At 68.3% G+C, this 23,370-nt stretch carries 20 protein-coding genes and 6 pseudogenes; 11 read left to right on the top strand and 15 right to left on the bottom strand.

Annotation, left to right across the window (positions count from 1 at the left end; translation table 11 throughout):
- Nucleotides 1–258: 258 nt before the first annotated feature.
- Nucleotides 259–832 (bottom strand): annotated as a pseudogene (locus QUY26_RS00005) (transcriptional regulator).
- Between the two features lie 241 nt (nucleotides 833–1,073).
- Between QUY26_RS00005 and QUY26_RS00010 the strand changes: the two are divergent.
- Together QUY26_RS00010 and QUY26_RS00015 are read left to right on the top strand one after the other, a co-directional pair.
- Nucleotides 1,074–1,844, top strand: a complete 771-nt coding sequence (locus QUY26_RS00010) for a transposase family protein (RefSeq protein ID WP_289943021.1) — start codon at nucleotides 1,074–1,076, stop codon at nucleotides 1,842–1,844.
- 129 nt (nucleotides 1,845–1,973) lie between these two features.
- A protein-coding gene (locus QUY26_RS00015) for an IS5 family transposase (protein ID WP_436840471.1) occupies nucleotides 1,974–2,803 on the top strand; the annotation gives its coding sequence in 2 pieces (ribosomal slippage) (nucleotides 1,974–2,300 and nucleotides 2,303–2,803; 828 coding nt in all).
- Between the two features lie 5 nt (nucleotides 2,804–2,808).
- Here QUY26_RS00015 and QUY26_RS00020 read toward each other — a convergent pair.
- Nucleotides 2,809–3,192 (bottom strand): hypothetical protein, encoded by a 384-nt coding sequence (locus QUY26_RS00020; RefSeq protein WP_289943023.1) that lies wholly within the window; start codon nucleotides 3,190–3,192, stop codon nucleotides 2,809–2,811.
- A gap of 119 nt (nucleotides 3,193–3,311) precedes the next feature.
- Here QUY26_RS00020 and QUY26_RS40865 point away from each other — a divergent pair, with 119 nt between their 5' ends.
- Both QUY26_RS40865 and QUY26_RS00025 read left to right on the top strand, forming a co-directional pair.
- Nucleotides 3,312–3,755 carry a DEAD/DEAH box helicase family protein gene (locus QUY26_RS40865; RefSeq protein ID WP_354670745.1) on the top strand — a complete coding sequence of 148 codons (444 nt, stop codon included), beginning with the start codon at nucleotides 3,312–3,314 and terminating at the stop codon, nucleotides 3,753–3,755.
- 765 nt (nucleotides 3,756–4,520) lie between these two features.
- Nucleotides 4,521–4,829, top strand: coding sequence for a hypothetical protein (locus QUY26_RS00025; RefSeq protein WP_289943024.1), 309 nt, complete (start codon nucleotides 4,521–4,523; stop codon nucleotides 4,827–4,829).
- Between the two features lie 228 nt (nucleotides 4,830–5,057).
- Here the strand turns inward: QUY26_RS00025 and ltrA are convergent, their stop codons facing one another.
- The 7 genes and pseudogenes from ltrA to QUY26_RS00060 form a co-directional block, all read right to left on the bottom strand.
- Nucleotides 5,058–6,827 carry a group II intron reverse transcriptase/maturase gene (ltrA, locus tag QUY26_RS00030; RefSeq protein ID WP_289943025.1) on the bottom strand — a complete coding sequence of 590 codons (1,770 nt, stop codon included), beginning with the start codon at nucleotides 6,825–6,827 and terminating at the stop codon, nucleotides 5,058–5,060.
- 647 nt (nucleotides 6,828–7,474) lie between these two features.
- A pseudogene (locus QUY26_RS00035) lies at nucleotides 7,475–7,975 on the bottom strand (transposase); the annotation flags it as partial.
- A 77-nt stretch (nucleotides 7,976–8,052) separates the two neighbouring features.
- On the bottom strand, nucleotides 8,053–9,879 hold the full coding sequence (locus QUY26_RS00040) for a reverse transcriptase/maturase family protein (protein ID WP_289943026.1): 1,827 nt from the start codon (nucleotides 9,877–9,879) through the stop codon (nucleotides 8,053–8,055).
- Nucleotides 9,880–10,407: 528 nt separating this feature from the next.
- Nucleotides 10,408–10,644, bottom strand: a pseudogene (locus QUY26_RS00045) (transposase); the annotation flags it as partial.
- A gap of 32 nt (nucleotides 10,645–10,676) precedes the next feature.
- Nucleotides 10,677–11,090, bottom strand: coding sequence for a hypothetical protein (locus tag QUY26_RS00050; protein ID WP_229882432.1), 414 nt, complete (start codon nucleotides 11,088–11,090; stop codon nucleotides 10,677–10,679).
- Nucleotides 11,091–11,093: 3 nt separating this feature from the next.
- Complete coding sequence (locus tag QUY26_RS00055) at nucleotides 11,094–11,621, bottom strand: DUF6192 family protein (RefSeq protein ID WP_289943027.1); 528 nt, start codon at nucleotides 11,619–11,621, stop codon at nucleotides 11,094–11,096.
- 64 nt (nucleotides 11,622–11,685) lie between these two features.
- Nucleotides 11,686–11,967 (bottom strand): annotated as a pseudogene (locus QUY26_RS00060) (DUF6192 family protein); the annotation flags it as partial.
- On the opposite strand from QUY26_RS00060, the gene QUY26_RS00065 reads away from it, so the two are divergent.
- The 4 genes from QUY26_RS00065 to QUY26_RS00080 all read left to right on the top strand — a co-directional run bounded on the left by QUY26_RS00065 (nucleotide 11,882) and on the right by QUY26_RS00080 (nucleotide 14,388).
- Entirely contained in the window at nucleotides 11,882–12,061 is a 180-nt protein-coding gene (locus QUY26_RS00065) for a hypothetical protein (RefSeq protein WP_289943028.1), read from the top strand. The pseudogene QUY26_RS00060 and the gene QUY26_RS00065 sit on opposite strands and share 86 nt — an antisense overlap.
- Before the next feature lie 619 nt (nucleotides 12,062–12,680).
- Nucleotides 12,681–13,070 (top strand): hypothetical protein, encoded by a 390-nt coding sequence (locus QUY26_RS00070; RefSeq protein WP_289943029.1) that lies wholly within the window; start codon nucleotides 12,681–12,683, stop codon nucleotides 13,068–13,070.
- Nucleotides 13,071–13,080: 10 nt separating this feature from the next.
- On the top strand, nucleotides 13,081–13,902 hold the full coding sequence (locus tag QUY26_RS00075; protein WP_289943030.1) for a hypothetical protein: 822 nt from the start codon (nucleotides 13,081–13,083) through the stop codon (nucleotides 13,900–13,902).
- 87 nt (nucleotides 13,903–13,989) lie between these two features.
- Nucleotides 13,990–14,388, top strand: coding sequence for a hypothetical protein (locus QUY26_RS00080; RefSeq protein WP_289943031.1), 399 nt, complete (start codon nucleotides 13,990–13,992; stop codon nucleotides 14,386–14,388).
- 117 nt (nucleotides 14,389–14,505) lie between these two features.
- Here the strand turns inward: QUY26_RS00080 and QUY26_RS00085 are convergent.
- Nucleotides 14,506–14,980: pseudogene (locus QUY26_RS00085) on the bottom strand (hypothetical protein).
- A gap of 399 nt (nucleotides 14,981–15,379) precedes the next feature.
- Here QUY26_RS00085 and QUY26_RS40870 point away from each other — a divergent pair.
- Nucleotides 15,380–15,634 carry a DUF6193 family natural product biosynthesis protein gene (locus QUY26_RS40870; protein ID WP_354670746.1) on the top strand — a complete coding sequence of 85 codons (255 nt, stop codon included), beginning with the start codon at nucleotides 15,380–15,382 and terminating at the stop codon, nucleotides 15,632–15,634.
- Nucleotides 15,635–17,491: 1,857 nt separating this feature from the next.
- On the opposite strand, the gene QUY26_RS00090 is transcribed toward QUY26_RS40870, so the two are convergent.
- Entirely contained in the window at nucleotides 17,492–18,688 is a 1,197-nt protein-coding gene (locus QUY26_RS00090) for a serine hydrolase domain-containing protein (protein ID WP_289955345.1), read from the bottom strand.
- A 331-nt stretch (nucleotides 18,689–19,019) separates the two neighbouring features.
- Here QUY26_RS00090 and QUY26_RS00095 point away from each other — a divergent pair, with 331 nt between their 5' ends.
- Complete coding sequence (locus QUY26_RS00095; protein WP_289956394.1) at nucleotides 19,020–19,151, top strand: hypothetical protein; 132 nt, start codon at nucleotides 19,020–19,022, stop codon at nucleotides 19,149–19,151.
- Here QUY26_RS00095 and QUY26_RS00100 read toward each other — a convergent pair.
- Nucleotides 19,135–19,362, bottom strand: a complete 228-nt coding sequence (locus tag QUY26_RS00100; protein ID WP_289956396.1) for a hypothetical protein — start codon at nucleotides 19,360–19,362, stop codon at nucleotides 19,135–19,137. The two genes, QUY26_RS00095 and QUY26_RS00100, sit on opposite strands and share 17 nt — an antisense overlap.
- Before the next feature lie 223 nt (nucleotides 19,363–19,585).
- A pseudogene (locus tag QUY26_RS00105) lies at nucleotides 19,586–19,993 on the bottom strand (DegT/DnrJ/EryC1/StrS family aminotransferase); the annotation flags it as partial.
- Between QUY26_RS00105 and QUY26_RS00110 the strand changes: the two are divergent.
- Nucleotides 19,980–20,282 carry a hypothetical protein gene (locus tag QUY26_RS00110; RefSeq protein WP_289943032.1) on the top strand — a complete coding sequence of 101 codons (303 nt, stop codon included), beginning with the start codon at nucleotides 19,980–19,982 and terminating at the stop codon, nucleotides 20,280–20,282. The pseudogene QUY26_RS00105 and the gene QUY26_RS00110 sit on opposite strands and share 14 nt — an antisense overlap.
- Nucleotides 20,283–20,985: 703 nt before the next feature.
- Here QUY26_RS00110 and QUY26_RS00115 read toward each other — a convergent pair.
- Entirely contained in the window at nucleotides 20,986–22,098 is a 1,113-nt protein-coding gene (locus QUY26_RS00115) for an alpha-hydroxy acid oxidase (protein ID WP_289943033.1), read from the bottom strand.
- Nucleotides 22,095–23,351, bottom strand: coding sequence for an ATP-grasp domain-containing protein (locus QUY26_RS00120; protein ID WP_289943034.1), 1,257 nt, complete (start codon nucleotides 23,349–23,351; stop codon nucleotides 22,095–22,097). The genes QUY26_RS00115 and QUY26_RS00120 overlap by 4 nt, the downstream gene beginning before the upstream one ends.
- Between the last annotated feature and the right edge of the window lie 19 nt (nucleotides 23,352–23,370).

Genomic DNA, 23,370 nt, shown 5'->3' on the forward strand with positions numbered 1-23,370 from the left:
CGCCGCCGCTACGCGGCGGAAGGGAGCAGCGCTCCGCGCTGCTCGGTCAGCCCCTCCGGGCTGACGGCCGGTCAACTCCGTTGCCCGGCAGCCGAATCGCTCCGCGATTCGGCACGGAATTCGCTCCGCGAATTCCTGGAGCTGGCTACGAGGGCGGGTGGGGCTGCCGGTTTTTCGGCTCTCCTCCGCTTATGGGATCGCTGATGCTCTTTCAGGTTTGGAATTCGACATCCCGGGACTGAGATATCGAATTTAGTGTCATGCTGCGAACCCGATATTGGTGACGTTCTCGTACTGTCCCCATTGTGAGCCCAGGTCGACCACCGCGTCATTCACCCACGCGTCGTCCAGGGCCGCGTCGTTACCGGTGCTCCAGGCATCGACGATGCGGTCCCAGTGGCGGACGTTGAGGGTGCGGAAGTCCACGACCCGCTGGCGGGGGCGGCTGACACGGGACTGGTTGAGGGGGTGGAACTCCACCCGGGTGCCGCGGCCTTCGCGGTTGAGACGACTGGTCAGGTACCGGGCCACGTTACGACGGCGGACCGTGCGGTAGGCCGTCTCGATGTGCTGCAGGTTCTGCTTGAGGGGCTGCGCTTGCCGCCAGCCATGCCTTCAGGGTCCGGTCGGTGACGGTCAGGCCGGCCGCGCGGGCTGCTTCGCGGGCGTGGGGGGTGCGGGTGAGGTAGTGCAGACGGGCCATCAGGCCACGGCGCGCGGTAATGGGGGTGGCGATGAATCCAGCGAGTCGGTCGAGCTGCCGGGCGACAGCCTCGTGGCCCTTGATGCCGTGGGCGCCGTATTTGCCGAACTCGTTCGTCCTTTCCGGCACTTTCCCCTCCTCTCGTCACCATAATCGCTTGGTTACACACTACCGTAATTCCCGTTGCTGTGCAGTGAGTTGACGGCTTTCTCGCGGGCTTCTTTTTCGTCGGAATTCTTGGGGTGGCGATTGGGGTGTGCGTTCGGTTGCTCGCTAGGCCGGGAAGGGGTGTCCCGCATCCGGGAGACGGCGCCCGGCGTGGCGGTCTAAAGCCTGTTGCAGAAGGCTGCGAACTGGGCATTTTCTCAGTATGGCCGGGGTGTTGAGGGCTGAGGCGTTGTGGGTGGAGACGTTCACTGGGCTGCGGATGGGTGCTTTCCAGCGGCTGCTGAAGGTGGTTCGTGAACGGGGCGGCAACGGTACCGGGATGGGGCGCCCGTGGTGTCTGCCGTTGGATGAGCGGGTGCTGCTGGTGGCGGTGTACTACCGCACGAATCTGACAATGCGGCAGATGGCGCCGCTCTTCGGCGTTTCGCCCGCGACGGTCTGCCGGGTGATCCAGAAGCTCGGTCCGCTGCTGACGGTGGAGCCCGTCACCCGTCCCTCGGATGCGGTGGACCGGCTGTGGATCGTGGACGGCACGCTCATTCCGGTCCGCGACCGCACTGTTGCCGCTTCCTCGCGCAACTACAGGTTCTCGGCGAACGTGCAGGTCATCATTGATGCCGACACCCGCCTGGTGGTGGCCACCGCCCGGCCGGCCCCGGGCAACAAGGCCGATGCGCAGGTCTGGCGGAGTTCTGGGCTGGCCCGGCACTGCGACGGCGTCACCGTGCTGGGCGACGGCGCCTATGTGAACACCGGCCTGATCGTCCCGCACCGCAAACGCCAGCGACGGCCGCTCCTTTCGGGCGAGGAGGCCGACAACGCCGAACACCGCAGAGTCCGCGCCCGCATCGAGCACACCTTCGCCGCGATGAAGAACTACAAGATCCTCCGCGACTGCCGGCAACGGGGCCATGGCCTCCACCACGCTGTCCGAGCCGTCGCCCACATGCACAACCTCGCCCTGGCAACGTGATCAGAACCACCACAGAACCGGCCCTGACCTGTCCGAACACAGCCTTCTGCAACAGGCTTTAGAGCCTGTCTCTTTGACCGATTGGTCAGTTGATCGGATGTGTCCGTCCGGTTAGTGATCACTGATGCGATGTGGGACCGGATCGAGCCGTTGATGCCGGCCGATCCGGCCCGCGGTCGGCGGTGGGCCGATCACCGCCGAACCCTGGAGGCCATCGCGTGGAAGTACCGCACCTGCTCGCCCTGGCGGGACCTGCCCGACGAGCTCGGCTCGTTCCAGACCGCCCACAAACGGCTGCTCAGGTGGGCCGCGGACGGCACCTGGGAACGCATCCTTGCCGCGGTCCTGGCAGCAGCCGACGACGCTGACGACATCGGCTGGACCGTGTCGGTGGACTCCACCGTCTGCCGGGCTCACCAGCATTCCGCCGGCCCCAGGAAAAAGGGGTGCCAGGCCGGGCCGAACCCGACGACCACGCGCTCGGACGCTCCCGCGGCGGCCTGAGCACGAAGGTCCATCTCGCCAGTGACGCCCGTGCACGGCCCCTTGCCCTCCGCGTCACCGCAGGCCAGGCGGGCGACGCCCCGGCCTTCGAGACCGTCATGGCCGCCGTCCGCGTTCCGCGAAGCGGCCCTGGACGACCGAGGACCCGCCCCGATGCCGTCCTCGCGGACCGCGCGTACTCATCCCGCGCGATCCGAAGTCACTTCCGCCAACGCGGAATCCGCGCTGTCATCCCCCAGCCCTCCGACCAGATCGGCCACCGGCTGCGGCGAGGCAGTACCGGAGGCCGACCGCCCGCCTTCGACGCCGAGGCATACAAGCAGCGCAACTCAGTCGAACGCTGCATCAACCGGCTCAAGCAATGGCGCGGCCTGGCCATGCGGACCGACAAGCTCGCCATCGCCTACCAGGCCGCACTCCACCTCGCCGCGATCCTCATCTGGGCACGGCGATAGCCCGCTCAGCGATCGACCACCCAACGTGCGTCCGCAGGCCAAGAGCCCATGCCAACGATGTGCTCCACGAGCCTGAATGCCTCACGGATGGGGACGGTGTCCTCATCCGGATACTCGTCGCCCTGCCCGTTGGAGAGGACGAACCCGTCGCTCGACCCCGCAGTTCCGGGGTCCACGGCATGCTCGCCGGGATCTCCCTCGCCTTCAAGCAGCACCACCATCGCTCGCTGGGCATTCGTCACGAAGGCCAGCAACCGTCCTGACGAACTGGTCAGCCACGTCTCAAGCCGGCCGCTGTCGATCTTCGACCGAAGAGCCTCCACCACCTCCGCCGACGACACAGGGACAGGGCTGTCGTCATTGATCACCCAAGACTCGATCACGAGCACGACGATCTCACGGACCGATCCAAGAGACAGGCCCTAGGTTGTCACAGGAGGAAGTTGGTTGGGTGTTCGGCTGATCCACTGGCACCCCTGCAGAGCACCCCCAGGAGCTGATCGTGAAGGTGGATGCGGACGTCCGGTCGGAGGCCGAGCTCTCCGCGTTCTACGCCCACCAGGACGACGCGGTCACTGCCATCATGCGGATCTACACCCCCTCCCCCAGGGCTCGCCGTCCGCGGTTCCGGGCCCAGCTGCACATGGCGCCCGGGCTGGGCAAGACGCGGGTGGCCGCGCGCGTCGCGGACCTGGTCGCCGGGCAGGGGTCGCTGCTGACGGTCGTACCCACACGGACGCTCCTCGAGCAGACCCACCACGTCCTGCGCGCGGCCGGGCGTAGCGGGCCGGTGATCGCGGTGTACTCCCCACGGGGTGCCGCCTTGGCGGGCGAGCCGGGGGGCGGGTGTCGACGGATCCACGGGTGGTGGTGTGGCACGCGAACGCCTGTGCCGCCCAGGGCGGCCGGTTCACGGTGTTGGCGACGTACGCGAGCGTGGAGAACTCGCTGATCGCCGGGCACCGGCTGAGTATGGAGCGGGACGGGGCGCGGCCGCTGCCGGAGTGGGACCTGCTGGTGTACGACGAGTCCCACCACACCGAAACCTCCCAGGTCTGGGGTCGCGTCAACGAGCAGCACCTCGTGCCCGCCCGCCACCGGCTGACGAAGCGCGGCTGCGCGAGCTCGTCGCGGCGCGGGGGCGGGCGGACGCGGGAGTGCGGGCGGAGCTACTCACGGCGTCGCTGGGAGCGGTGCTGCGGGCCGCGGGACGCGTGGGGTGCCAGGCGGCTGCTGGCCTACCACTCCACCGTGGCCGGAGCCCGAGCGGCCGCGGCATCACTGCCCCAGCTCGCACGGGTCCTGCACGGTCAGGGGACGTCGGCGCCGCGGCGGGTGTGGGCGGTGGCCTTGCACGAAGGCACCCCGGCCCGGGAGCGGCAGCGGGTCCTGAAGGCGCTGGCGGCGGGCACGGATCTTCGGGGGCGGCCGGTGGACTTGGCCGTGGTCTGTTCCGTGCGGCTGCTGAGTAGGTGTTTTTCAACCCGGTGCAGTGGGCCCCTCTGCGCCTCTGTGTCGACATACTCTCTATGTGGACCCAGGAGTAGCGGCAGTCCTTGGAGCTGGAATCGGTGTGGGAGGCGCCGCCCTCACGGCCCTGGCGACCGCGTGGGCCGTGCGATGGCAGACCCGTTTCCATGCAAGCGCCACTCATAAGCAGTGGCGGCGTGAAGCGCGCCGAGATGCTTACATCGGTGTCATATCGGCTGGGCGCACCATGTCCTGGAACACCGGGAGATTGAGGGATGAACTCACCAGCGACGAACGCGCCGAGGTCCTTTCTGCGGCGTCTCGGGCACGATCAGATCTGCTTCAGGCCGCGCAACTGGTTGGACTCGAAGGTCCCGAACGTCTCGTTGAGGCTCTTCACCCAACTATCAGGCTCTCCTGGGAGATAATCCGCGCTGCTCAGGACGTTACCGAGCCCAGGCGTGAGAGGACCCTGGACGAGATTCATCCTGACTTCGCAAAGGCACTCGCTGAGTTCCGCGTTGCAGCGCGCCACGCTCTCGACGCTGATGAGTGACGAGAACGCATGTCTTGGGGAACACCACAGGTCAGCGGGTCGCCGAAGGATTCCTGGTCCACTGGCTGGTGCGGGTGTTTTTGCGGGTGAGGCGCCTGGTCATCATGGTGATGAGTGCCCAGTTCAGGTGGGCTTCGGAGTGCTGTGGCAGCCGTGTCGGGTAGCGGGGACACATTGCTGCGTCCCCGCCCCCTCAGAACCGTGCGAGCGTCTCTCGACGCACACGGCTCAAGCAGGCCGCGAGGGCTGGCACAGCTCTCTCCGGTGATCACCAGCGTGATGCTGCTGGTGGCAGGCTGTGTGTCGGAGTTCCAAGTTCTTCATCTCGTCGGAGCCACCCGCACGCCGGTAGACGACGTGGTGCACGTTGAGCGCACGCGAGGATGCCGAGAACCAGTTCACCCAGTCGTGAACGTCATCTGGTTGATACTCGGCTCCCTCGATCAGGTCCAGACCGCATCCGGCACAGAGGCCACGTTGTCGTGCGGCCAGCGTCAGGACAAGCCTGCGTTCGGTCGACGGCAACTTCCTTTTCCTGATCCTCTGTTGCCAGTAGTCCTGCATCGCAGGGTCGTCCTTTGAAGCATTGGATCGAACCGCCACGTGCCGGATGATGCGCGTCCATTTGAACTTGTGGAGATAGTACTGGCCGGAGCCAAATACCCACGTGTCCTTACTCCTAGGCCGGTACTGACCCCAATAGTGCCTGCGGATCCATACACGGCCTTGATTCTGGTGTTCCCGGACTGCCCACCTCCACAGGATGATGAACATGTACCGGTCCAGACTGCTGAAGGTTTCGGATGCGCAGGACCCGCGGTAGTAGGTGGACCATCCCTTGACGAGAGGGCCCAGCTCGGCAATTAGCGCCTTGGCCGGTGCACCTCTCCTGGATCGGACGGTTTCCCTGATCTTCCCTCGGACCCTCCGCACGGCATCCTGGCTCGGCCGAGCGAAGACCTTCCCATCGCGATACCGGCGGAAGTGGAAACCTAAGAAGTCAAAACCTTCGTCGAGGTGAACCACCCGGGTCTTTTCCTCGTTGAAGGTGAGCCCTCTGGGGAGCATCCAATCCGCCAGTTCGTCCCGGATCCTCACCGCTTCTTCCTTCGTGTGGCAGAGCACAACGAAGTCATCGGCATACCTGACCAGTACCGGAGTTCCCATGACGGACCTCTGGACTCCATCCCTGAAGGATTCAGTCCGGACTCCGGCTGCCTTCTCCATCCCGTGGAGAGCGATGTTCAGCAGCAGGGGGCTAACTACTCCACCCTGCGGGGTTCCTTCCTCGGTCCGAGAAAATCGCCCGTCCTCCATCACTCCGGCCTTGAGCCAGGCATGGACAAGTTTCCTAGCGGGGAACTGTCCGATGACTGACATCAGGTGATCGTGGTTGATGCGGTCGAAGGCGGATGCCAGATCCGCGTCGAGAACCCACAGGCGCCGCGCCTTTCGCTTCGCGGTGACACTGTGGATCGTCTCCATCGCGTCCTGGCATCCACGTCCGGGGCGGAAGCCGTAACTCCTGCCGTCGAACCTGGCTTCCCACTCGGGTTCCAGAGCGTTCTTGACCCGCGCCTGGTGGACGCGGTCCTTGATCACCGGGATGCCGAGCGGCCGCTTCTTCCCGTTCGCCTTGGGGATGTACACACGTTTCACCGGCTTGGCCCTGAGACCTGACTCGGCATCAATATGACGAGTCAGACGTCCTCTCTCCAATGGAGTGAGAGCCCTCTCTCGGTCCACGCCGGAGCTCCTCCTGCCAGAACTCTGCTGCGTCACCCTTCGCACGCTTTGCAGCGTGTTGGAGTGCGAGCGCAACATGAGCTTCTGGAGGTTGCGGACCTTCTTTAGGTCCCCTTGCTGTGCCGCCTTGAAGATTCGTTGACGCAGTCTCCTTACTTCGCCATCCACCTTGGCCCAGTCGACCTCATGCCAAGCGGCGGCATCGTCCACGGCTCCGTTCCGGGCGGGGTCGTTCCTGAGATTCGCTCCCACGTTCTTCCCCCCTTGTCTAACTTGTACCGTGGTTCGGGTTGTGCTCGCGGTCTCTTCAAAGGCCCACCTGACCCGCGTGGGCTCCCTTTCGGGTCCGGGCAATGCCCGGTATCCGCCTGGTTATGGCCAGCGGCGGAGAGTTCCGGTCTCTGGCGTTTCCCATGAGCTTTCGCTCCAGCGGCATTCGCTTCTCGGGTCATCCTGTTCCCGCAGCGGAGTTGGGCCTTCGTTACCGTCGGCTTACCGTTTCCGGACCGCTACGGGGTTTCCATGTTCCACTTCCTCAAGTCGCGTCCAGGGAGGGTGCCCTCTATAGCCCGAGGCCGTGGTGACCGCCTCCGGACTTACGAATATCCGAAGCACGTGACGCCTCTCAGCGTCCAGCCTTGTCGTCGCCGATTGCTTGCCACTGCGACGTACGCGTTACGGGCCGTGCATACGAGGGTTCGCGGTATCTCACCCTTCTGGACTTTCCCTGGTCTGTGTACTGCGGTGGCCCGCAGTTTCCTTGGACCTTGTACTCCGGCTCAGCACCACGGCGTTACCGCCATCGCACCCGGAGTCGGGAACCGAATCTGGTCACTATCGGGGCGGGTTCCCTCTCTCCTTTCCTCCCGCCACTTGACAGAAGTGGCTTTCATGTCGCACTCGTAGTCGCGTGCGTTGCGGCGGGCGTTCATGCACCAGCCGATCGTGCGCTCTACTTTCCAACGGCGGGGCAGCACAACGAAGCCCTTGGTGCCTTTGGGTCGGGAGACGATGCGCAGGGAGAGCCAGAGGCGTTCGCGGGCCCAGTCCACGAGGTCGCCGGCGTAGCCGCGGTCGGCCCAGACCTGGGTGATCTGCGGCTGGGTGAGGCGCAGCCGCCAGAACACGTCGCGGGCGGCGTCGCGGTCCTGGATGTCGGCGGGCGTCACCGTGATCATCACCGGTAGGCCGAGTGTGTCCACGGTGATATGTCGTTTGCGGCCGTTGATCTTCTTCGCGGCGTCGTATCCCCGGCTGTTGCGGCCGACGGTGGAGGCTCCCTTGACCGACTGGGAGTCCACGATCAAGGTCACGGGATGGGGGCAACGTCCCTTGCCGGTACGGATTCTCCGGCGGAGCTGGTCACGGATGTAGGTGACGACCCCGGCCCGGTTCCACCTCCAGAGTGAAGTAGGCCGCCGACGAGGTGCCCGTGGTTCGGGTCCTTTTTCGACGGCCCCTTCCCGAACGGTGCGGGCTAGTTTCCCAGCACACCGCTCTCCAGTGAGCGTTTCCGGTAGGAGAAGTTCGCCCGTCCCGCATGGATAGCGACATGACAGGCCCGGCAGACCACCAGGGTCTTTCGCCGTCGCATGGCCATGATGCGAACCCACGTCGGGCGGGCAGGTCGGTCGTCTCGGTTGAGGTCAGCGAGTTTCCGGATGTGGTGGACTTCCACATCCTTGGTGGAATCGCAGATCTCGCACGTGTCTGCCAAGAGCCGTTTCACCAGTTCGTTGCTGCTGAACTGGTTCGGGGTCCAGGGCCTGACGTCGACCAGTTCCGCCGTGCGTTTCCGTTTGAGCGGGATGCCGCCGAAGCGGGCAACCAGTGGCTTCCTCTCGCCACCGCGCTCGACCATGACCTCGAAGCACTTTCGTGGGCCGTCCGGTGAGTCGATGGTCGCCTTGTACTTGCGGGCCATCTTCGTCACGGTCGACTTGTGCTTCGCCGCAAGGGTCTTGAGCATGGACGTTTCCATGACCCACCGAAGGCGGTTCATGCGCCATACGTCCTGGGCGAGGAGATAGTACTGAACGAGTCCCCGGTACTCGGCTTGGTATGTCGCCACGATCGAGAAGTCGCTGTCGTGGAGAAGTACACCTCGCTGATCCGGTTTCCCACCGCTCATGTAGGTAGCACTGCGCTGTCGGATCACCTCGCGTGGCACGAACAGCCCGATGATGCCGCTGGCGGATCGTCGCGGCCCGGTTAGCTTCGTGTCGCATCGCTGGGCTTTCACCTCGTAGCCGAGGAAGTGTGCCGCCTGGCTGGTGGCATGCGTGATCAAGGTCTTGGATTCAGAGAGTTCCAGCCGGAGTTGATTCCTCAAGAACGCTCTGATCCGTTCCTTGATCTCTTCGGCCTCGTGTTTGGGCCCGGCGAACCCGAGGAGCCAGTCATCGGCATATCTGACATACCGAAGGCGTCGATAGCCGGGGTCGTAAGGGTCAGCGCTCGGCAAATTCCGCTTCTGCAACCGTAGTTGCCGCACTGCACTGCGGTCTCCGCGTCGCCTGGCCCAGTACTCCCGGCTCTCAATCCGGTGGTACTCAGGGTGATGCCGTCGTAGCTTGCCCCGGTTGTATTCCGGCAGCAGCTGCTGTTCAACGAATCGATCGAGCCGATCGAGGTAGATGTTCGACAGGATTGGCGAGGCCACTCCGCCCTGCGGTGCCCCGCTGAGCGTGGCGTTCCATCGCCAGTCCTCCAGGTATCCGGCCTTGAGCATGGTCCCGATCAGCCTCAGGAAACGGCCATCGTGGATGGAATCTCCGAGGATCGCGAGCATCACCTCGTGGTCCAGGCTGCCGAAGCAGTCGGAGATGTCGCCCTCGATGAACCATCGTGTTCCGGTCCAGTACCTCACCACGTCCTGTAACGCGGTGTGACAGCCCTTCGTGGGGCGGAATCCGTGGGATCGGTTGGAGAACTGAACGTCGTAGTAAGCCTCCAGAAGGAGACGCACTACCTCGGCGACGAGTTTGTCCGACCATGTTGGCAGGCCGAGCGGGCGCTCCTTCTTTGAGCTTCCTTTCTTGTCGATGTAGACCCGCTTGACAGGCGTCCACCGATACGACTCGGAGCGCAGGGCGCCGATGATCGTGTCGATTTTCACCAGAGACATGCCGTCCGCGGTTTCCCCGGTGGTCCCGGGTGTCATCGCACCGGAGTTCCGGTAGATGCGCCCGTAGGCCATGAGGAACAACTGAGGGTTGAACAGTTGCCGGTAGATCCTCTCCAGCGGCAACCCTTGCTTGCCGCGTTCCCGGATGACGCCCAGCACTGTTTCGGCGCTCTGCATTACGCATACCTCCCGTCGCCGGACGTCGAGTTCACCTGTGCCCCTTCGCCCTGTGACCGGCTTTCCCGGTCTCCCTGGCAGGTCGTCACTCCTGCGACTAATACGGGCACTCCGTCGCCGTAGGGCTCGCGCCCCGTAGGCGATCCCGTGGTACGTCTTCGCTGTACGTATCGAGCACGACGTAGGCCGCCCACTCATCCCCTTGACCGCCCTCACTGGGCGACGCCTCTCACCTTGGAGGTTGCCCGGCCCGCTAATTCAGAGCCCGGTAAGGCGAGAGCATCGGTTTCAGGTGTCGTTCCGATGAGTTTTTACTTGTGCCGCTGGAGATTGGGCTTCAAGCAATCCAGCCTTGGCCATATCGTGCGGGTCTTGCGGGTCTCCGTCCCGGACACCTCCAGACGGCCGCCGCGTTCCTGACATGCTGTGGTCCCTTTCGGCTTTCGCCTCCAGGTAAGTCAGGCGACCCAGGAATATCCCTCCAAATTCCTCCCGATTGAGTCGGGGATACAACAAAGCGCCTCACGGCGCACAGAACCCGTAAACCGTCTCCCACGGCGGGAAATCCGCAGGCAGGGCCCGCCATTTCGCGCCGTTGTCGACGATGTAGCGGATGCCGTCGACGACCTCCCGCCGCGGCCACTTCTCCGGGTGCCCGCCGGTCTTGGTCCGGCAGGCCGGGACCGGCAGCAGCGGTTCGAGAAGGGCCCATTCGGCGACCGAGGTGTCGGACGGGTAGCGGCCGCGACGGGCGGCAGCGGGCATGGCGGGCTCGACAGGGTGATCGGCGACGGGGGCTATTTGGAGAGCTGGGCGAGGGTGGCGCGCACCCCGGTGAGCTGTGCGGTGGCGAGCTGGGCCCATTCGTCGTCGGGGTAGCGGGCCAGGTGCGGATCGAGCGTGCCCGTGATCACCCGGGTGAGGCGGCCGAGGATCTGCCGGAACTGCCGCTTGTCGTACTCGATCCAGTCCGCGGGATCGTCGGAGAACATGAACCCGTCCCGGCGGGTCCAGGTGATCGGCGTCAGGTTCTCCGCGGCGACGACGTCACGGACGTGCCGGATGCCGCGGCCGACCTGCGAGCGGGTCAGACGGGTGGCGGCCATGAGCTGGTAGGTGTGCAGACCGGCGGGGCGTGCTTCCATCAGGGCGACGCGGACCAGGTCGCCGTAGTGCTCGGCCAGGGGCCGGGCCTCCCGGCGTCGCGGCATGACCTACTCGCCTTTGAGCAGTTGGACCAGCTGCTCGTCCAGAGTGAACTCGCCGTTGTTGAGGGCTCCTTCGAGCCAGTCCGCCGCGGCGCGGACCCGCCCGATCTGTCGGCACACGGTCTCGCGCTCGTCCTCGGTGAACTCCTGCCCGCGCAGCTGTGGGACCAGGCGGCCGAGGGTGGCCACGAAGCCGTGGCAGGAGCCGACCAGGTCGAGGTACTCGATGGTGTGCTCGATCGCGCGGACGGCCGGAGTGCGCTCCCGGATCCGGTCCCGGGTCTCGTTGGAGTTGTCGAACTGGGCGCGGTTGACAAGCATCCGGGTGGTGTCGTCCCGCATCGTCTTGCGGGCGACGGCCGGACGGCGCAGCAGACTGGTGGTGACCTCCTGCGCGACGCTGTCGTCCCTGGTCAGCTCCGTGACGACCCGGACCTTTTCGGCCGGGGTGACGTGCTCGGTGACCGCCGGCCGCTTCAGTAGGTCGGTGGCGACCTGGGCTGCGACCTCGTCGTCCCGGGTCAGATCGGCCACGGCTCTGGACCTTCTCATCCACCGTCACCGGCCGGTCGACCCGCTGGCCGACGACCCGCTTCGCGCCGTCCGGCGTCCACTGCCTGGCTCCCGTGCGCGGGTTGAACGGCGCGTCCTCGATCGCCGCCCACCGCTCGTCCTCGTCCGCCACCGACGCCAGGATGCGGTGAACGGTGAACGAAACGCCCTCCTTGCGGCGCTTCTCCGGCCAGCGGTTAGCGGTGTAGCGCCAGTCCTCCACCGTCCGGCGTTCGACGCCGATGTCGTCCGCGAACATCTGCAACGACTCCGTCACGGTGAACAGGTCGTCCGTGCCGTTCGGCATCGACCCGCCCACCGACCTCATCGGCTCGATCTCCAACGCCATGTCTCCCAGCGCGAACTGCGAGCGGGCGATCTGCGCGATCAGTTCCTTGGCCTGGGTGACGAGCTGTTCGTAACGCTGCCGGGTGACGTTCCCGATCCGGTCGGCCACGTCGGTCATGTTGACCACCGCCCTCGCCCGGGTCCGGCCCGGTCACCAGGACGTGACCGGTCAAAGGGGCGCCGGCCCCGTTCACCGTCCACCGTGGCGCGCGCGACACGCCGGGGCAGAGCGTGAACCAGGGGCGCTCGAAGCGCACGCCTTTCGCTCCCAACTACCGTGTAAATCCAGGGGTGTTCAAGGTGTGTGCGAGGCGTTCGGCTACGGCGTTTCCGTAACGCCGTTCCGTGACGCCCGCCGCTGACGGCAGGCCCGTACCCGGCAACGGTCCGAGCAGTACACCGCCGCCCTCGACCGCTCCACACCCACCGTCCACGACCGCCCGCACACCGGGCACTCAGCCTGCTCTCCCCGCTGCATCGCGGCCACCCGCTGACGGGTCCGATCAAGCCTCCGCCACCGCCGTGACCTGCAACGACCCGAGCAAAACACCGCCTCCGCCGCCATCGCCTGCGGCAGCGGATCACCACACTCCCGGCAGTACCGCCGAGCCGTCCCACCAGCCCCCACACCCCAGATCATCCAGGTATACGCAGCTCACGGCCAGGGATCAAAAACACCTACTGAGTGAAGGCGTGGACGTCCCGGCCGTCGACACCGTCGCCCTGGTCGACCCCCGCACGGCGCAGGGCGACCTCTTGCAGATCGCGGGGCGTGCCGTGCGCTACGACTGGGAGAACCCGGACAAGATCGCGTCGATCATCGTGCTCGTGCTCCACCTGGCACGGCCTGCGGACGGCACGCTGGTCGGGCCGGACTGGGGGCCAGTGATCAACATGCTGCGCGCGCTGGAGTCCTACGAACCCGACCACGCCACCGGCGAAGGCGAAGATGAGCCGGAGGAGGCCGTGCAGCGGCTGGAGCGCGCGGGGCGCAGCACCAGCCTCGGCCCCCACCGCGTCCAGCCGTCCAGCCGTCCAGCCGTCCAAGGAGGCGTGCTGGCGGGCCGAGGAACGCGCCCGTGAGCTCCAGCAGATGCGGACCCTCACCCGCCAGCGGTCCGCAGCCGTGGTCGCGGACTGGCTGAAGATCACCGTGTTGTCCGACCCCGCCACCGCTGATACCGAACGCCTCATGCGTGCCATCACCACCTACCACCAGCGCCACGGGCACCTGCGGGTGCCCGTGGACTGGCACGAAACCCTCCCCCTCGACTGCACCCGCATCCCCCTGCTCAAGAAGAAGGATGAGGAGCAGGAGCACGCGGTCGTGGAAGGGCAGGAGCCGGAGCACGCGGGAAGACGGAAGCGGGCGAAGGAACGGCAACTCGAGCCCGGCCATGGCCGGGGTGAAGGACAGGGGCAGGCGGACGGACAGGTAGAGGAGCAGGGGCGAAAGCCGGCAGAGCAGGAGCGGGCTGTGGGGCCAGAGGTTGTGGTGGTCCGGCTGGGGTGGGAGCTGGAGCGGGCACGGCGGCAGTGGCGCCGCGACCGCGACGACCTCCGCGCCCTGATCGCCGAACACGGCCCCGACGAGGGACTGGAGGTCTGGCAGGGGCGACCGCGGCGGGTGCCTGGGGACCTGGCCGCCCTGCTCGGCGAATACGGATTCGTGTGGGAACCGCGGGCCTCCGCCCGGCAGCTCCTGGTCGAGGCAGCGCGGGAGTACGCGCACCGGTACGGGCACTTCCTGCCCGCCGTGGAGGAGACCATCAACGTCGACGGGCAGGAGGTGCGGATCGGGAGACTGCTCAGCGAATGCCGCAGGCCCTCCTGGGGCGCCCGGGACGAGGAACGTGAAGTCGCCCGCGTGCTGGACGGGCTCGGGGTCAGGCGGGTGAGGGACGGCGCGCCCTGAAACGCTGGGTGGGAACGCAAGCTCGTCCTGCTGGAGGCCTTCTACGAGGAGTGCGGGCGCCGCGGCGAACTCCTCACCGGACAGCGCGTGTTCCGCGGGGACGACCTCGGCAAGTGGCTGTGTGACCAGCACCGCAGGTGGCCCCAGCTCAAGGACGAGCAGCGCGCAGTGCTCCTGGAGCTGCGGATGGGACCGGCCACCGGTGACCGGCGGGTCACGGCCGCAGGCGCGGTCCGTGTACCGCGCTCCCGCGCCGAGCGGCTGATGGAGATCGTCACTGCCGCCCGCCAGCACTTGGCCGAGGTCGGCCCGCTGGTCGGCGAGGACGGTCGGCGCTGTGTCCACGACACCTACCGGTCGCGGGTTGGCGGCATCGAGGTGCAGCTGAGACGGCGGCTGAACGCGGTGCGCTCCCGGTATCCCACCTACCCCCACAGCGGCAGGCGCTGTTCCAAGGCCTCGGCCTGCCCTGGGCCCAGACGGTAGACGGCAGCGCGCGGAGGCAGCGGCTCGGGTCCCGCGGTGGGCAGTGAGCGGGTTCTGGCCTGGGGGCCGGGCCAGCCCGGGTCGCCCACGCTGACGCTGGCTGTTCTGGTTTCCGGGCTATCGGAGCGGTCCCTGTTCGTCGACGAGGAAAGTCGGTGTTCCCAGGAACACGTCGTCTTCCAACGGGCCGTAGGCGATGTTGAAGGTGTCCAGCCAGTACGACCAGTCCCGCATGCCTGCTGCGCTGCTGAAGCGGTAGTTCAGCTGCCACCGCACCCACTGGCCGGGGATCAGGCGTACCGCTGGGGGCCGTCGCGGCCGGGGAGGCAGGGCGAACAGAGGCTGTACCCGGGGGGAAGGCCCTCAGGCGTCCCCTCGCTTCACGGAGCTGGACGTCGACACGCTTCAGGTCTTCTTGGCCGTGGTGCGGCGTGAAGCCGTCTTGTTCGTGCATCCGTACCGTGTGCGCGGTCGGTGTCAGCTCGTGCGACAGGGCGAACCCGGTCGGCGCGGCGCTCCTGCGGGCGGCAGCTGCTCCTCCGCGGGACTGCTTGGTCCAGGACGTCCGGCCCCACTGCACGGTCACGTCCACAGCGCTCCCCTTTCTCATCCGCCGCAGCTACGTCCAAGGGCGAGGCGGCCCGCGCAAGTATGCGACCTCAAATTCTCAAGAAGCGGCACTATGGACGGAGCAGACGCCGCCGCCGGGGAGGCCGCGTGCGAATGCGCTGGAGCAGGGCATGGCTTCCTTGAGCCCAGACGGCGGACGGCAGGCAGTGCGCGAGAGCGGCGAGGCGGCCCGCAGCAGGGGCAGGCTCGGGACGAAGCAGGCGGCACGATAGGGACGTGAACAGGGATACCGGCGTCGAAGCCGCGTTGAAGCAGGCTGGCAGGCAGTGCATGACGACGGACGGGTGCGAGCTGAGCTGCTGGAGGCGGCTTATGAGAACTCCGTCTGTGGCACCTGTTCTCCTGGACCGGGACGGGAGAGCTGCACTTCAGCCGCTGTACCGGACAACGGTGGACTTGGGACATCCCCTGCACTCAGCCTGCCGCTGGCGACACCTACCAGGTCTCCGGTCCGCTAGGCGGCCTGACGGTAGGCCCGGCAGCCACAGCGCAGGGGGCCATCACCATGGTGGTCCAGCGCCTCCCGTCAGGTTGCGGCCCCGTTTTCCTTGGCACCATCGAGGAACTCGCAGCTCGCGAAGCCGCAGCACAGAAGCAGCAGACTCATGAAGGCTGAGGTTATCTATGGTGCGAGTTGAGGATCAGGCATGTCAGGCAAGTCCTCTCTTGGGGCCGCCTGTCTGACAATTATCGGCAGGTTGTCAGGCACGTACGGCGCCCGTGCGAGTCCTGCCCTGCTTCCTTTCGCGCAAAAGGGTACAGGGCCATTGTGAGGCGGAGGCCTTTACCCTTTTCGGATCCGAAAGGAGTCCTGCGGCCTTGTTCGGTACTGGATGTCGGATGAGGACCTGCGGGAGGTCCTCTGCCTACGGCGAAGGTCGCTGAGGCGCCCTACGCCCTTGCTCCGCAAGGCCCTGGGGCCGGAACGAAGGCGGCTATCGCGAAGTTCGTCTGGCACGGCCGTGAGTGCCTGGCCTGTTGAAGAAAGGACAACGTGATCGCCCTGTCGGCCGCGGCGCCGCCTGGGTCCAGCGCATCGGCGGCCTCCGCCACATCGCTCATGCGGCCGTCGCCGACGGCCTCGCCGGCCTTGTGCAGAGGTGGGTCGACGGTCAGTGAAAAGCGGCAGGCGCAGCCACGTGCTGTGGTCTTCCCAGTACCACGGCTCGGCCGTGGTGTCCTTGTTCCGCGTGTGGTGCTCCCTGCGCGATGCCGGTCCCGGGCGCCGGCCAGAGGCCGTGGAACTGGCCGACGCCGTGCAGGAGATGCAGGAGATGTTCGCAGGCCTCGGCTTGGCTCCGGGTGGCTCCCCTGCGCAGGTCGAGCCGCGCTGCGCGGGAGGGGTTTTCACGGTCTTCGGTCTGCGGTACGCGCCGTGCGGACGGCGAAGGCGCCCATCACCAGGGCGGCGTCCGGACCGGCCGCGGCAGCGCCCCGCGCCCAGCGGGCGTGAGCCGGGGCGGCTCTGCGTTCTTCGCGCCTGCGAGGGGCGGCACAGGCCGGCGGCTGCCAGAACTCCGCCCGCCACGAGTTGTACGGCGATACGAAGGCGTTTTTCCGTGCCGACAAGATCGCCACGAACTTCGTCCCGGTGGACACGCCCGAAGCTCATCCGCGATCCGCTCTTCATCACCGCCCTGACGGCGTGGTCCGCCTGCATGGGCGGCGCGACCGGCCATGCTTACGCCGACCCTGAGGCCGTCCGCGCAGGCCTGCGCCGGCCTGCGGCGACCTGCGGCGACCTGCGGCGACCTGCGGCGACGGAGCGTGCGCCTCGGCCCGGCCGAGGCGCACGCCTTCGAAGTGAAGCTCGCGGTCGCGGAGGCCGCCTGCGCCCGCACGGCCTCGCTCCGCTCCGCGCCGCGCTGCGCCGCACCGCGCCGCTTCGGCCGCCCGTATGGCGACCCGGTGCGCACGCGGTACGCCGGGGAGATCGCCACAAGCAACCGGATGAAGCGGGCGGCCCTGCGCCGGGCGGAGCAGCATGTGCCGGATCCGTGTCCCTTGGTCGCCGCAGCCATGGCCTTGACAGCGGGCGTTCTGCTCACCGGTCCGGTCCAGGCCGCCCCGGGCGACGTCCGGGGCCCCACTGCGGCGCCCTCTGGCGCGCGCGCCGAAACGACGGGAACGTCTGGGTCTTCCGCGACCTGGACTGTCACGTAGAGTTCGGCCGCACCCCGGGCAGCGGCTTCGACCGGGCCGACGGCTCGGGCGTGTTGACCGGCTCGGGCAACGACGCGGCCGCCTCGCTCCTGAACACCGGCCAGCCCGGTGTCAGCAGCGTCCAGTTCTAGGAGCACGCGGGCTCCGCGGGCGGTACGGGCTGTGTTGGTTCCGGGGCGAGCTCTACGCCGGTAGCCTGGCGGACAGCGCCTTCGACGACGGCGTGGGCGCGACCGGCATGATCAGCGCGTGCCGCTGCTTGGCCGGGTGTGTCGTTCCCTGGGCCTGAGGGGCTGCTGTCCGGCCGCTGTCACTTCTGGCACAGGGCCTTGTCGACGAGCGTGTCGACGTGCGCGCCGCCCTTCTCGGTGGGCGACATGTTGGCGGTGACGGCGGCCGAGGCGGCGCGGCCGTCGTCGGTGACTCCGGGGGATGTGTAGTAGCCCGGCGTGGAACCGCCGTGGGTCCACTTCAGGCCGCCGCAGGGCAGCGGAACGCTGTTGAGGCCGAGGCCGTACCGGGTGCCGGGCTGATCGCCCGAGGGCCGGGGGCCCTTGATGGTGGTACGCATCTGGGCGAGCTGCGCGGGCTTCAGGAGGTCGCCGCCGATCAGGGCGGAGAAGAAGCGGTTCAGATCGCTGGGGGTGGAGATGAGCTGCCCCGCGGACCAGCCCCAGGAGGGGTCCAGCTTCGTGATGTCCTTCAGCGGCGCTCCGGGCTTCGCCGCGTGGTAGCCGCGGGGGTGGGCCTCGCGGATGCTCTCGTCCCCGACGCCGGGGAAGTAGGTGTGGCGCAGGCCGATGCGGTCGATGACCCGCTTCTTGATCTGCTCCGCCAGCGGACGCCCCGTGACCTTCTCGATGAGCAGCCCGGCGACGATGTAGTTGGTGTTGCTGTAGGCCACGCTGGTCCCGGGGGCGAACTGTGCCTTCTGGGCGAGCGCTATGTCGAGCAGGTCGCGGGGCTGGTGGTAGGTGTGGCGGCCCTTACCGAAGATGGCGTCCAGCATGGGGGTGGTGTAGCTGGGCAGCCCGCTGGTGTGCTGGAGCAGCTGGCGTACGGTGATCTTGTGGCCGTCGATGCCCTTGCCGCGTATCAGGCCGGGCAGGTACGTCTCGATGGGCTTGTCGAGCCTGACCTTGCCCTCGCCGACCAGTTGCAGGACGACGGTGGCGGTGAACGTCTTGGTGTTGCTGCCCACCCGCACCTGTCCGTCGACCGGCACCTTCGCCTTGGTCTTCAAGTCCGCGACCCCGGCGGTGTAGTTGTGGGCGCGTCCGTCCCGGTCGACGGTGGCCAGCAGGGCGGCGGGGAACTTGTCGTGCGTCACCAGGCTCTTCATGCCCTTGCGTATGGCATCGCCGGAGCCGTCCGACGGCGCGGCCGACGACGGGAGCGTCCCGCCCGTGGTGAGCGCGGCCGCCAGCACGGCCACGACCGCGGCGGCCCGCCGCCGCCCGGGCGACGGACGATCAGCACGAACACGCTGCTGAGAACGATCGGACATGGAAGGCACTCCTTGTGTGTCTCGGGTAGCCGTGTGATCGGCTGCCCCGACACTAGGAAGCGGACCGGGCCCGGAGCATCGCCCGGCAGCACTAGGACCGCGGTACTGCCCCGCGTTGGGGACCAGTACCCAAGTCCCCTTACGGCCGGGGCGGGACCGGCGATGACGGGGCGGGCGGGTTTGACGCCCTCCTTCGTCAGCGCGTCCGCGATGCGGCGGGCCCGCCGAGGGGTCCGCCGGGAGGGCGTGGCGGGCCAACCAACGGGCCGCCGTCGGGTCGGGCGACGGATCGGCGAACGCGAGTGGCCGCGTAGTCCTCGAGCGGCGGGTCGTGGATGTAGCCGGCGACCACGCCGTGGCGCACGAGGCGGTCCACGGGGGTGTCACGGTCGTCGGCCAGGAGCGGGACGCGGAAGAGGGCGACGGGGCCGTCATGGGTGGCGCGGTCACGGACGGCCGGTGAGGCCCGGGGTGTGCGCGAGGACGGACACGCCCGCCCTGCAGCGGGTCAGGTCCTCGTCCGGGAGGGCCAGGCGGACACCCAACCGGCCGCGCACCAGCGGCCCGTGGCGGTCCCGGTAGCGGTGCAGGTCGACGCGGGCCCACGGGTCGTACGCGGGCAGGCTCGGCGTCTCCCGCGCGGACACGGCGAGCTGGAGGGCGCGCAGCGGCACGCGGAGTCGTCGCGTTCGAGCAGGCCGAGGCGCTGCATCGTCCGCCAGAGAGGGTGCGCCAGGTTGAGGCCGCGCACGGCGGAGCGGGCCAGCGGGCGCAGCGTCGTGGCCAGGGCGGGGCGCAACAGGCCGACGCCGACGCGGAAGCAGGCGGGGCACAACAGGTCACCCGGAGCAGTTCGAGCTCGCGGCGCGTGCGCGCGTCCTCGACGGCGGGGAAGCCGCCCGCCCTGCCCGCCACGTGCTCGGACAGGATGAAAGCCGCCGCCTTCCCGAACGTGCCGACCGGCCGCCCGGCCACGTGCGTGCCGGGGGCGTGCGCCGCGTCCTCGATGAGCGGGAAGCCCACCTCCTCGCAGCGGGCGCGCACTTCGACGACGCGGTCCGGGATCCCGTACAGGTGGTGAGCGGTAGGGGGTGGTGCCCGGCGCGGGCACCACCTCTGCACTCCCACACTGGACGTCAGGAGAGGGCCGAGGCGGTCATGCACGTTCCCGTACCGCATCACCAGTACGTACTGTTCGATACCGATGCCGAAGCGCCCTTCGAACACATCGATGACCTGAAGGCCGGCAACGGACTGGTGAGCATCAACCTGAAAAGGCACCCACACCAGCGTGCTGACCGGCATCCCCCAAGGAGCCCTCGAGGTCTCCTTCGACGTCCGCCCCGGCGAGCCGGAGCTGGACTGCACCGACTGGGATGAAGTGGCCGAGGTCAGCCTGTGCCTGCCCGGACACGGCCCGCTCGTGGGTGACCCGGTCAGCGACGACACCGTCCTCGCCCCCCCTGCTGCCCGGGCACGGGGCCTCCCACCCGCCGAGGACGTCGAACGCGACGAAGACCTCGAACGCGACGAGGACCTCGACGACGACAGCGCACAGGATGACGAGGAGGAAGACAGCGACGGCGCCCAGTGACGGCGATTCCGTTTCCACACACCCGGCCGTGACACCGCCGTCGACCCGGACAGCCCGCACGAGCAGCACACCATCCCGATCTGGCCGGCACCGCGTGCACCGGAGAGCCGGCACCAGCTCAGTGACCAGACCGGGCACCGTAGCCGCAACCCCGACCCGGAGTACTACGCCCAGCCCAAAGCCGCTCAAGCAGCTGCGGATGCCGCAAGCCTGCTGATGGTGCCGACCGCGCCAGTATTGCCGGTGATACCGCGCTCCGCCCGCCTCAAGCAGAGAGGCGGTGTGTGACCGGGGAGTTCACCGGACGCCGCGAACACGCCTTCGCGCACCACGGGCAACGGAGGAACTTCCACAAGGCGCGCTGCAGGCCGAATCCTGAGCAGGGCGTCGCGAGCGCACCCTGGGGAGTCCGCCCGCTTTCTTGGGCGTGCCGCGCAGCTCCGGGATGTCGTCAGGACGCCGGCTTGAACTCCTCGACCCCTGCCCCAGCCGTCAGCCTGTTCTCAGCAAGGTCGCGCACGCCCGTTCACAGGCCGAGTTCGGCCAAGGCCGCTTGACGCGGCGGGATGAGGCTGGGACGGCGTCGTCGCAGGTTGCTGAGCGACCGTCCCAGGCGCACCTGTTGTCCTTCCACCTCCTCGATGTGCCGCTGGGGGACCATGACCCTGGGCCCGGTACCGCGTGGTCCGCCGCACCGCCCGGATCACCAGGGCGGGCGTACCAGGTCCGGGGTCAGGGCGGCCAGGTCGGGGGCGCCGAGGAGGGCGAGGGCCAGTTCGATCTCCCGGTGCAGGGCGCTCAGGGCGGCGGTGACTCCTTCGGCTCCAGCCGCGGCCAGGCTCCAGACGTAGGGACGCCCGATCGCCACGGCGTCCGCGCCGAGCGCCAGCGCCTTCACCACGTCGGTGCCCCGCCGGATACCTCCGTCGATGAGGACCGGAACCCGGCCTGCCACCGCCTCGGCGACAGCGGGCAGGGTGACGAGCGGGGCAATCGCGGTGTCCAGGTTGCGGCCCCCGTGGTTGGACATCCAGACGCCGATTCCGATCTCTGCGGCCCGGCGAGCGTCGTCGGGGCGCACGACGCCCTTGGCCAGAACCGGCAACCCTGAGATCGAGCGCAGCCATTCGAGGTCGGACCAGCCGACGGCGGGGTCGATCCGCGGGTCGTGGATGCCGCGGTGCCCGGGGTCGGCCGCGTTCCGGCCCGGTTCCGCGCCATGGCCGGCCAGGTTGGCGGGCATGCGGTGGGAGGGGAGAGCGAATCCGTTGCGCAGGTCCCGCTCCCGAAGACCGGTCACCGGGGTGTCGACGGTGACGACGCAGGCGGTGGCACCGGCCGCACAGGCCCGGCGTACCAGGTCCTCGGTGAGGGCCCGGTCCCTCTGCACGTAGAGCTGGAACCACCACGGCCCGGTGGCGGCGGCGCCGATCTCCTCCAGCGTCAGCGTGGAGAAGGTACTCACCGTGGTGAGGGCTCCCCCGGCGGCGGCGCCCCGCACGGTCGCCGCTTCCGCGTCGGGGTGGAACAGGCCGTGCGAAGCGGTCGGCGCAAGGAGGACAGGGGCGGGGAGTTCTGTGCCGTAGAGGGTGCAGCGGGTGTCCACGCCCGCGGTGCCGGTGAGGACCGGGGGCAGCAGGGCCAGACGCTCGTACGCCTCCGCGTTCCAGCGCACGGTCCGTTCGTCCGCCGCGCCGCCCTGCAAGTAGTCGTAGGCGGGGGCGGGCAGTACGTCGCGGGCCGCGTCGTGGAAGTCGGCCAGGGTGATGCGCTGGGGATGGGGCGGGGTGGCGGGGCGCGGCAGCGAGGTCGTCACACTGCTCCCTGGTCGGCGGCGTGCACGCGCAGGTGGAAGGTGAGGCGGTTGATCGCCTCTCGGGCGGCGGCCAGCGCCTCGTCGGCGCTCGGCGCGATCGCGCGGGCGTGGGCGACCCGCGACGCGGAGGATTCCAGGGTGCCGACGGCGGCGTCCGGCGGGAGAAGCAACTGCACTTCCGTCACCCCGGGTACCGCGCGGGCCTCGTCCAGGCCCGTGGTCTCGGCGAGCACTCCGGGGGCGGGCAGCGCGGCGAACCAGATCGCCGAACTGCGGGGCGTGCGCGGTGCGGCGAGGGCGGCGCGGATGCCGGGCAGGACCTTCTCGCCGAGGGTGTGGCGGATGAGGCAGTCGGCGATGTCGACGCCGGTCACGTCGTGGGCGAGGGCCGGGATCTCGTCGCCGCCCATGCGGACGTGCGTCTCGATCAGCTGCGGTCCGCTTTCGGTGAGGACGACTTCGGTGTGGGTGGCGCCCGCCCCGATGCCGAGGGCGTCCAGGATTCGTTCCACGTAGTGGTGGATTCGTTTTTCCTGGGCGGGGGTGAGGGGTGCGGGGCTGACGTGGCCCAGTTCGACGAAATTCAGCGGGTCGGAGTACTTGCGGGTGATCGCGACGATCTGGTGGTCGCCGTCCTCGGAGAACGCCTCGACGCTGAACTGCGGGCCCTCGTGGAACTGTTCCACCAGGACCGGGGTGCCGTCGGCGTCCTCGAGTCCGCCGCCGGCCCGTGCGAAGGCGGCGTCGGCCTCCTCGGCGTCACGTGCCAGGGTGATGCCCTTGCTGAAGGAGCCGCTGCCTGGTTTCACGATGCAGGGGGTGTCGTGCGCGGCGAGGAACGCCCGCAGTTCCTCCACGTCGGAGACCTGGGCGCAGGCCGTGGTATCGATGCCGGCTTCGCGCAGCCGGACCCGCATGGCGTGTTTGTCGTAGACCAGGGCAGTGGTCCGCGCAGAGTGCGCGGCGAGGCCCAGCGCCTGGCCGACGAGTGCGCACTTGTCCTGGTCCCGCTCGCCGAAGGCCACGATCCGGGTGAACGGATGCCGGGCGTGCACGGCCTCGGCGAACGCGACCCATTCGTCGTCCGGCGCATCGGGGCTCACCCCGATGATCCGGGTGTGCTCCGTCGTCTCACGGAGTTTGGAGAGGTAGTCCAGTCGGCAGATGACGGTGGTGCGGGTGCCGGCCCGGGCGCGGCGCAGCCGGGTGGGCAGGTCTCGGCCGCTGCCGATGACCAGGACGTGCTCGGACATGAAGGTCAACCTCGCTGGG

It is taken from the genome of Streptomyces flavofungini (assembly GCF_030388665.1).
Classification (GTDB): Bacteria; Actinomycetota; Actinomycetes; order Streptomycetales; family Streptomycetaceae; genus Streptomyces; species Streptomyces flavofungini_A.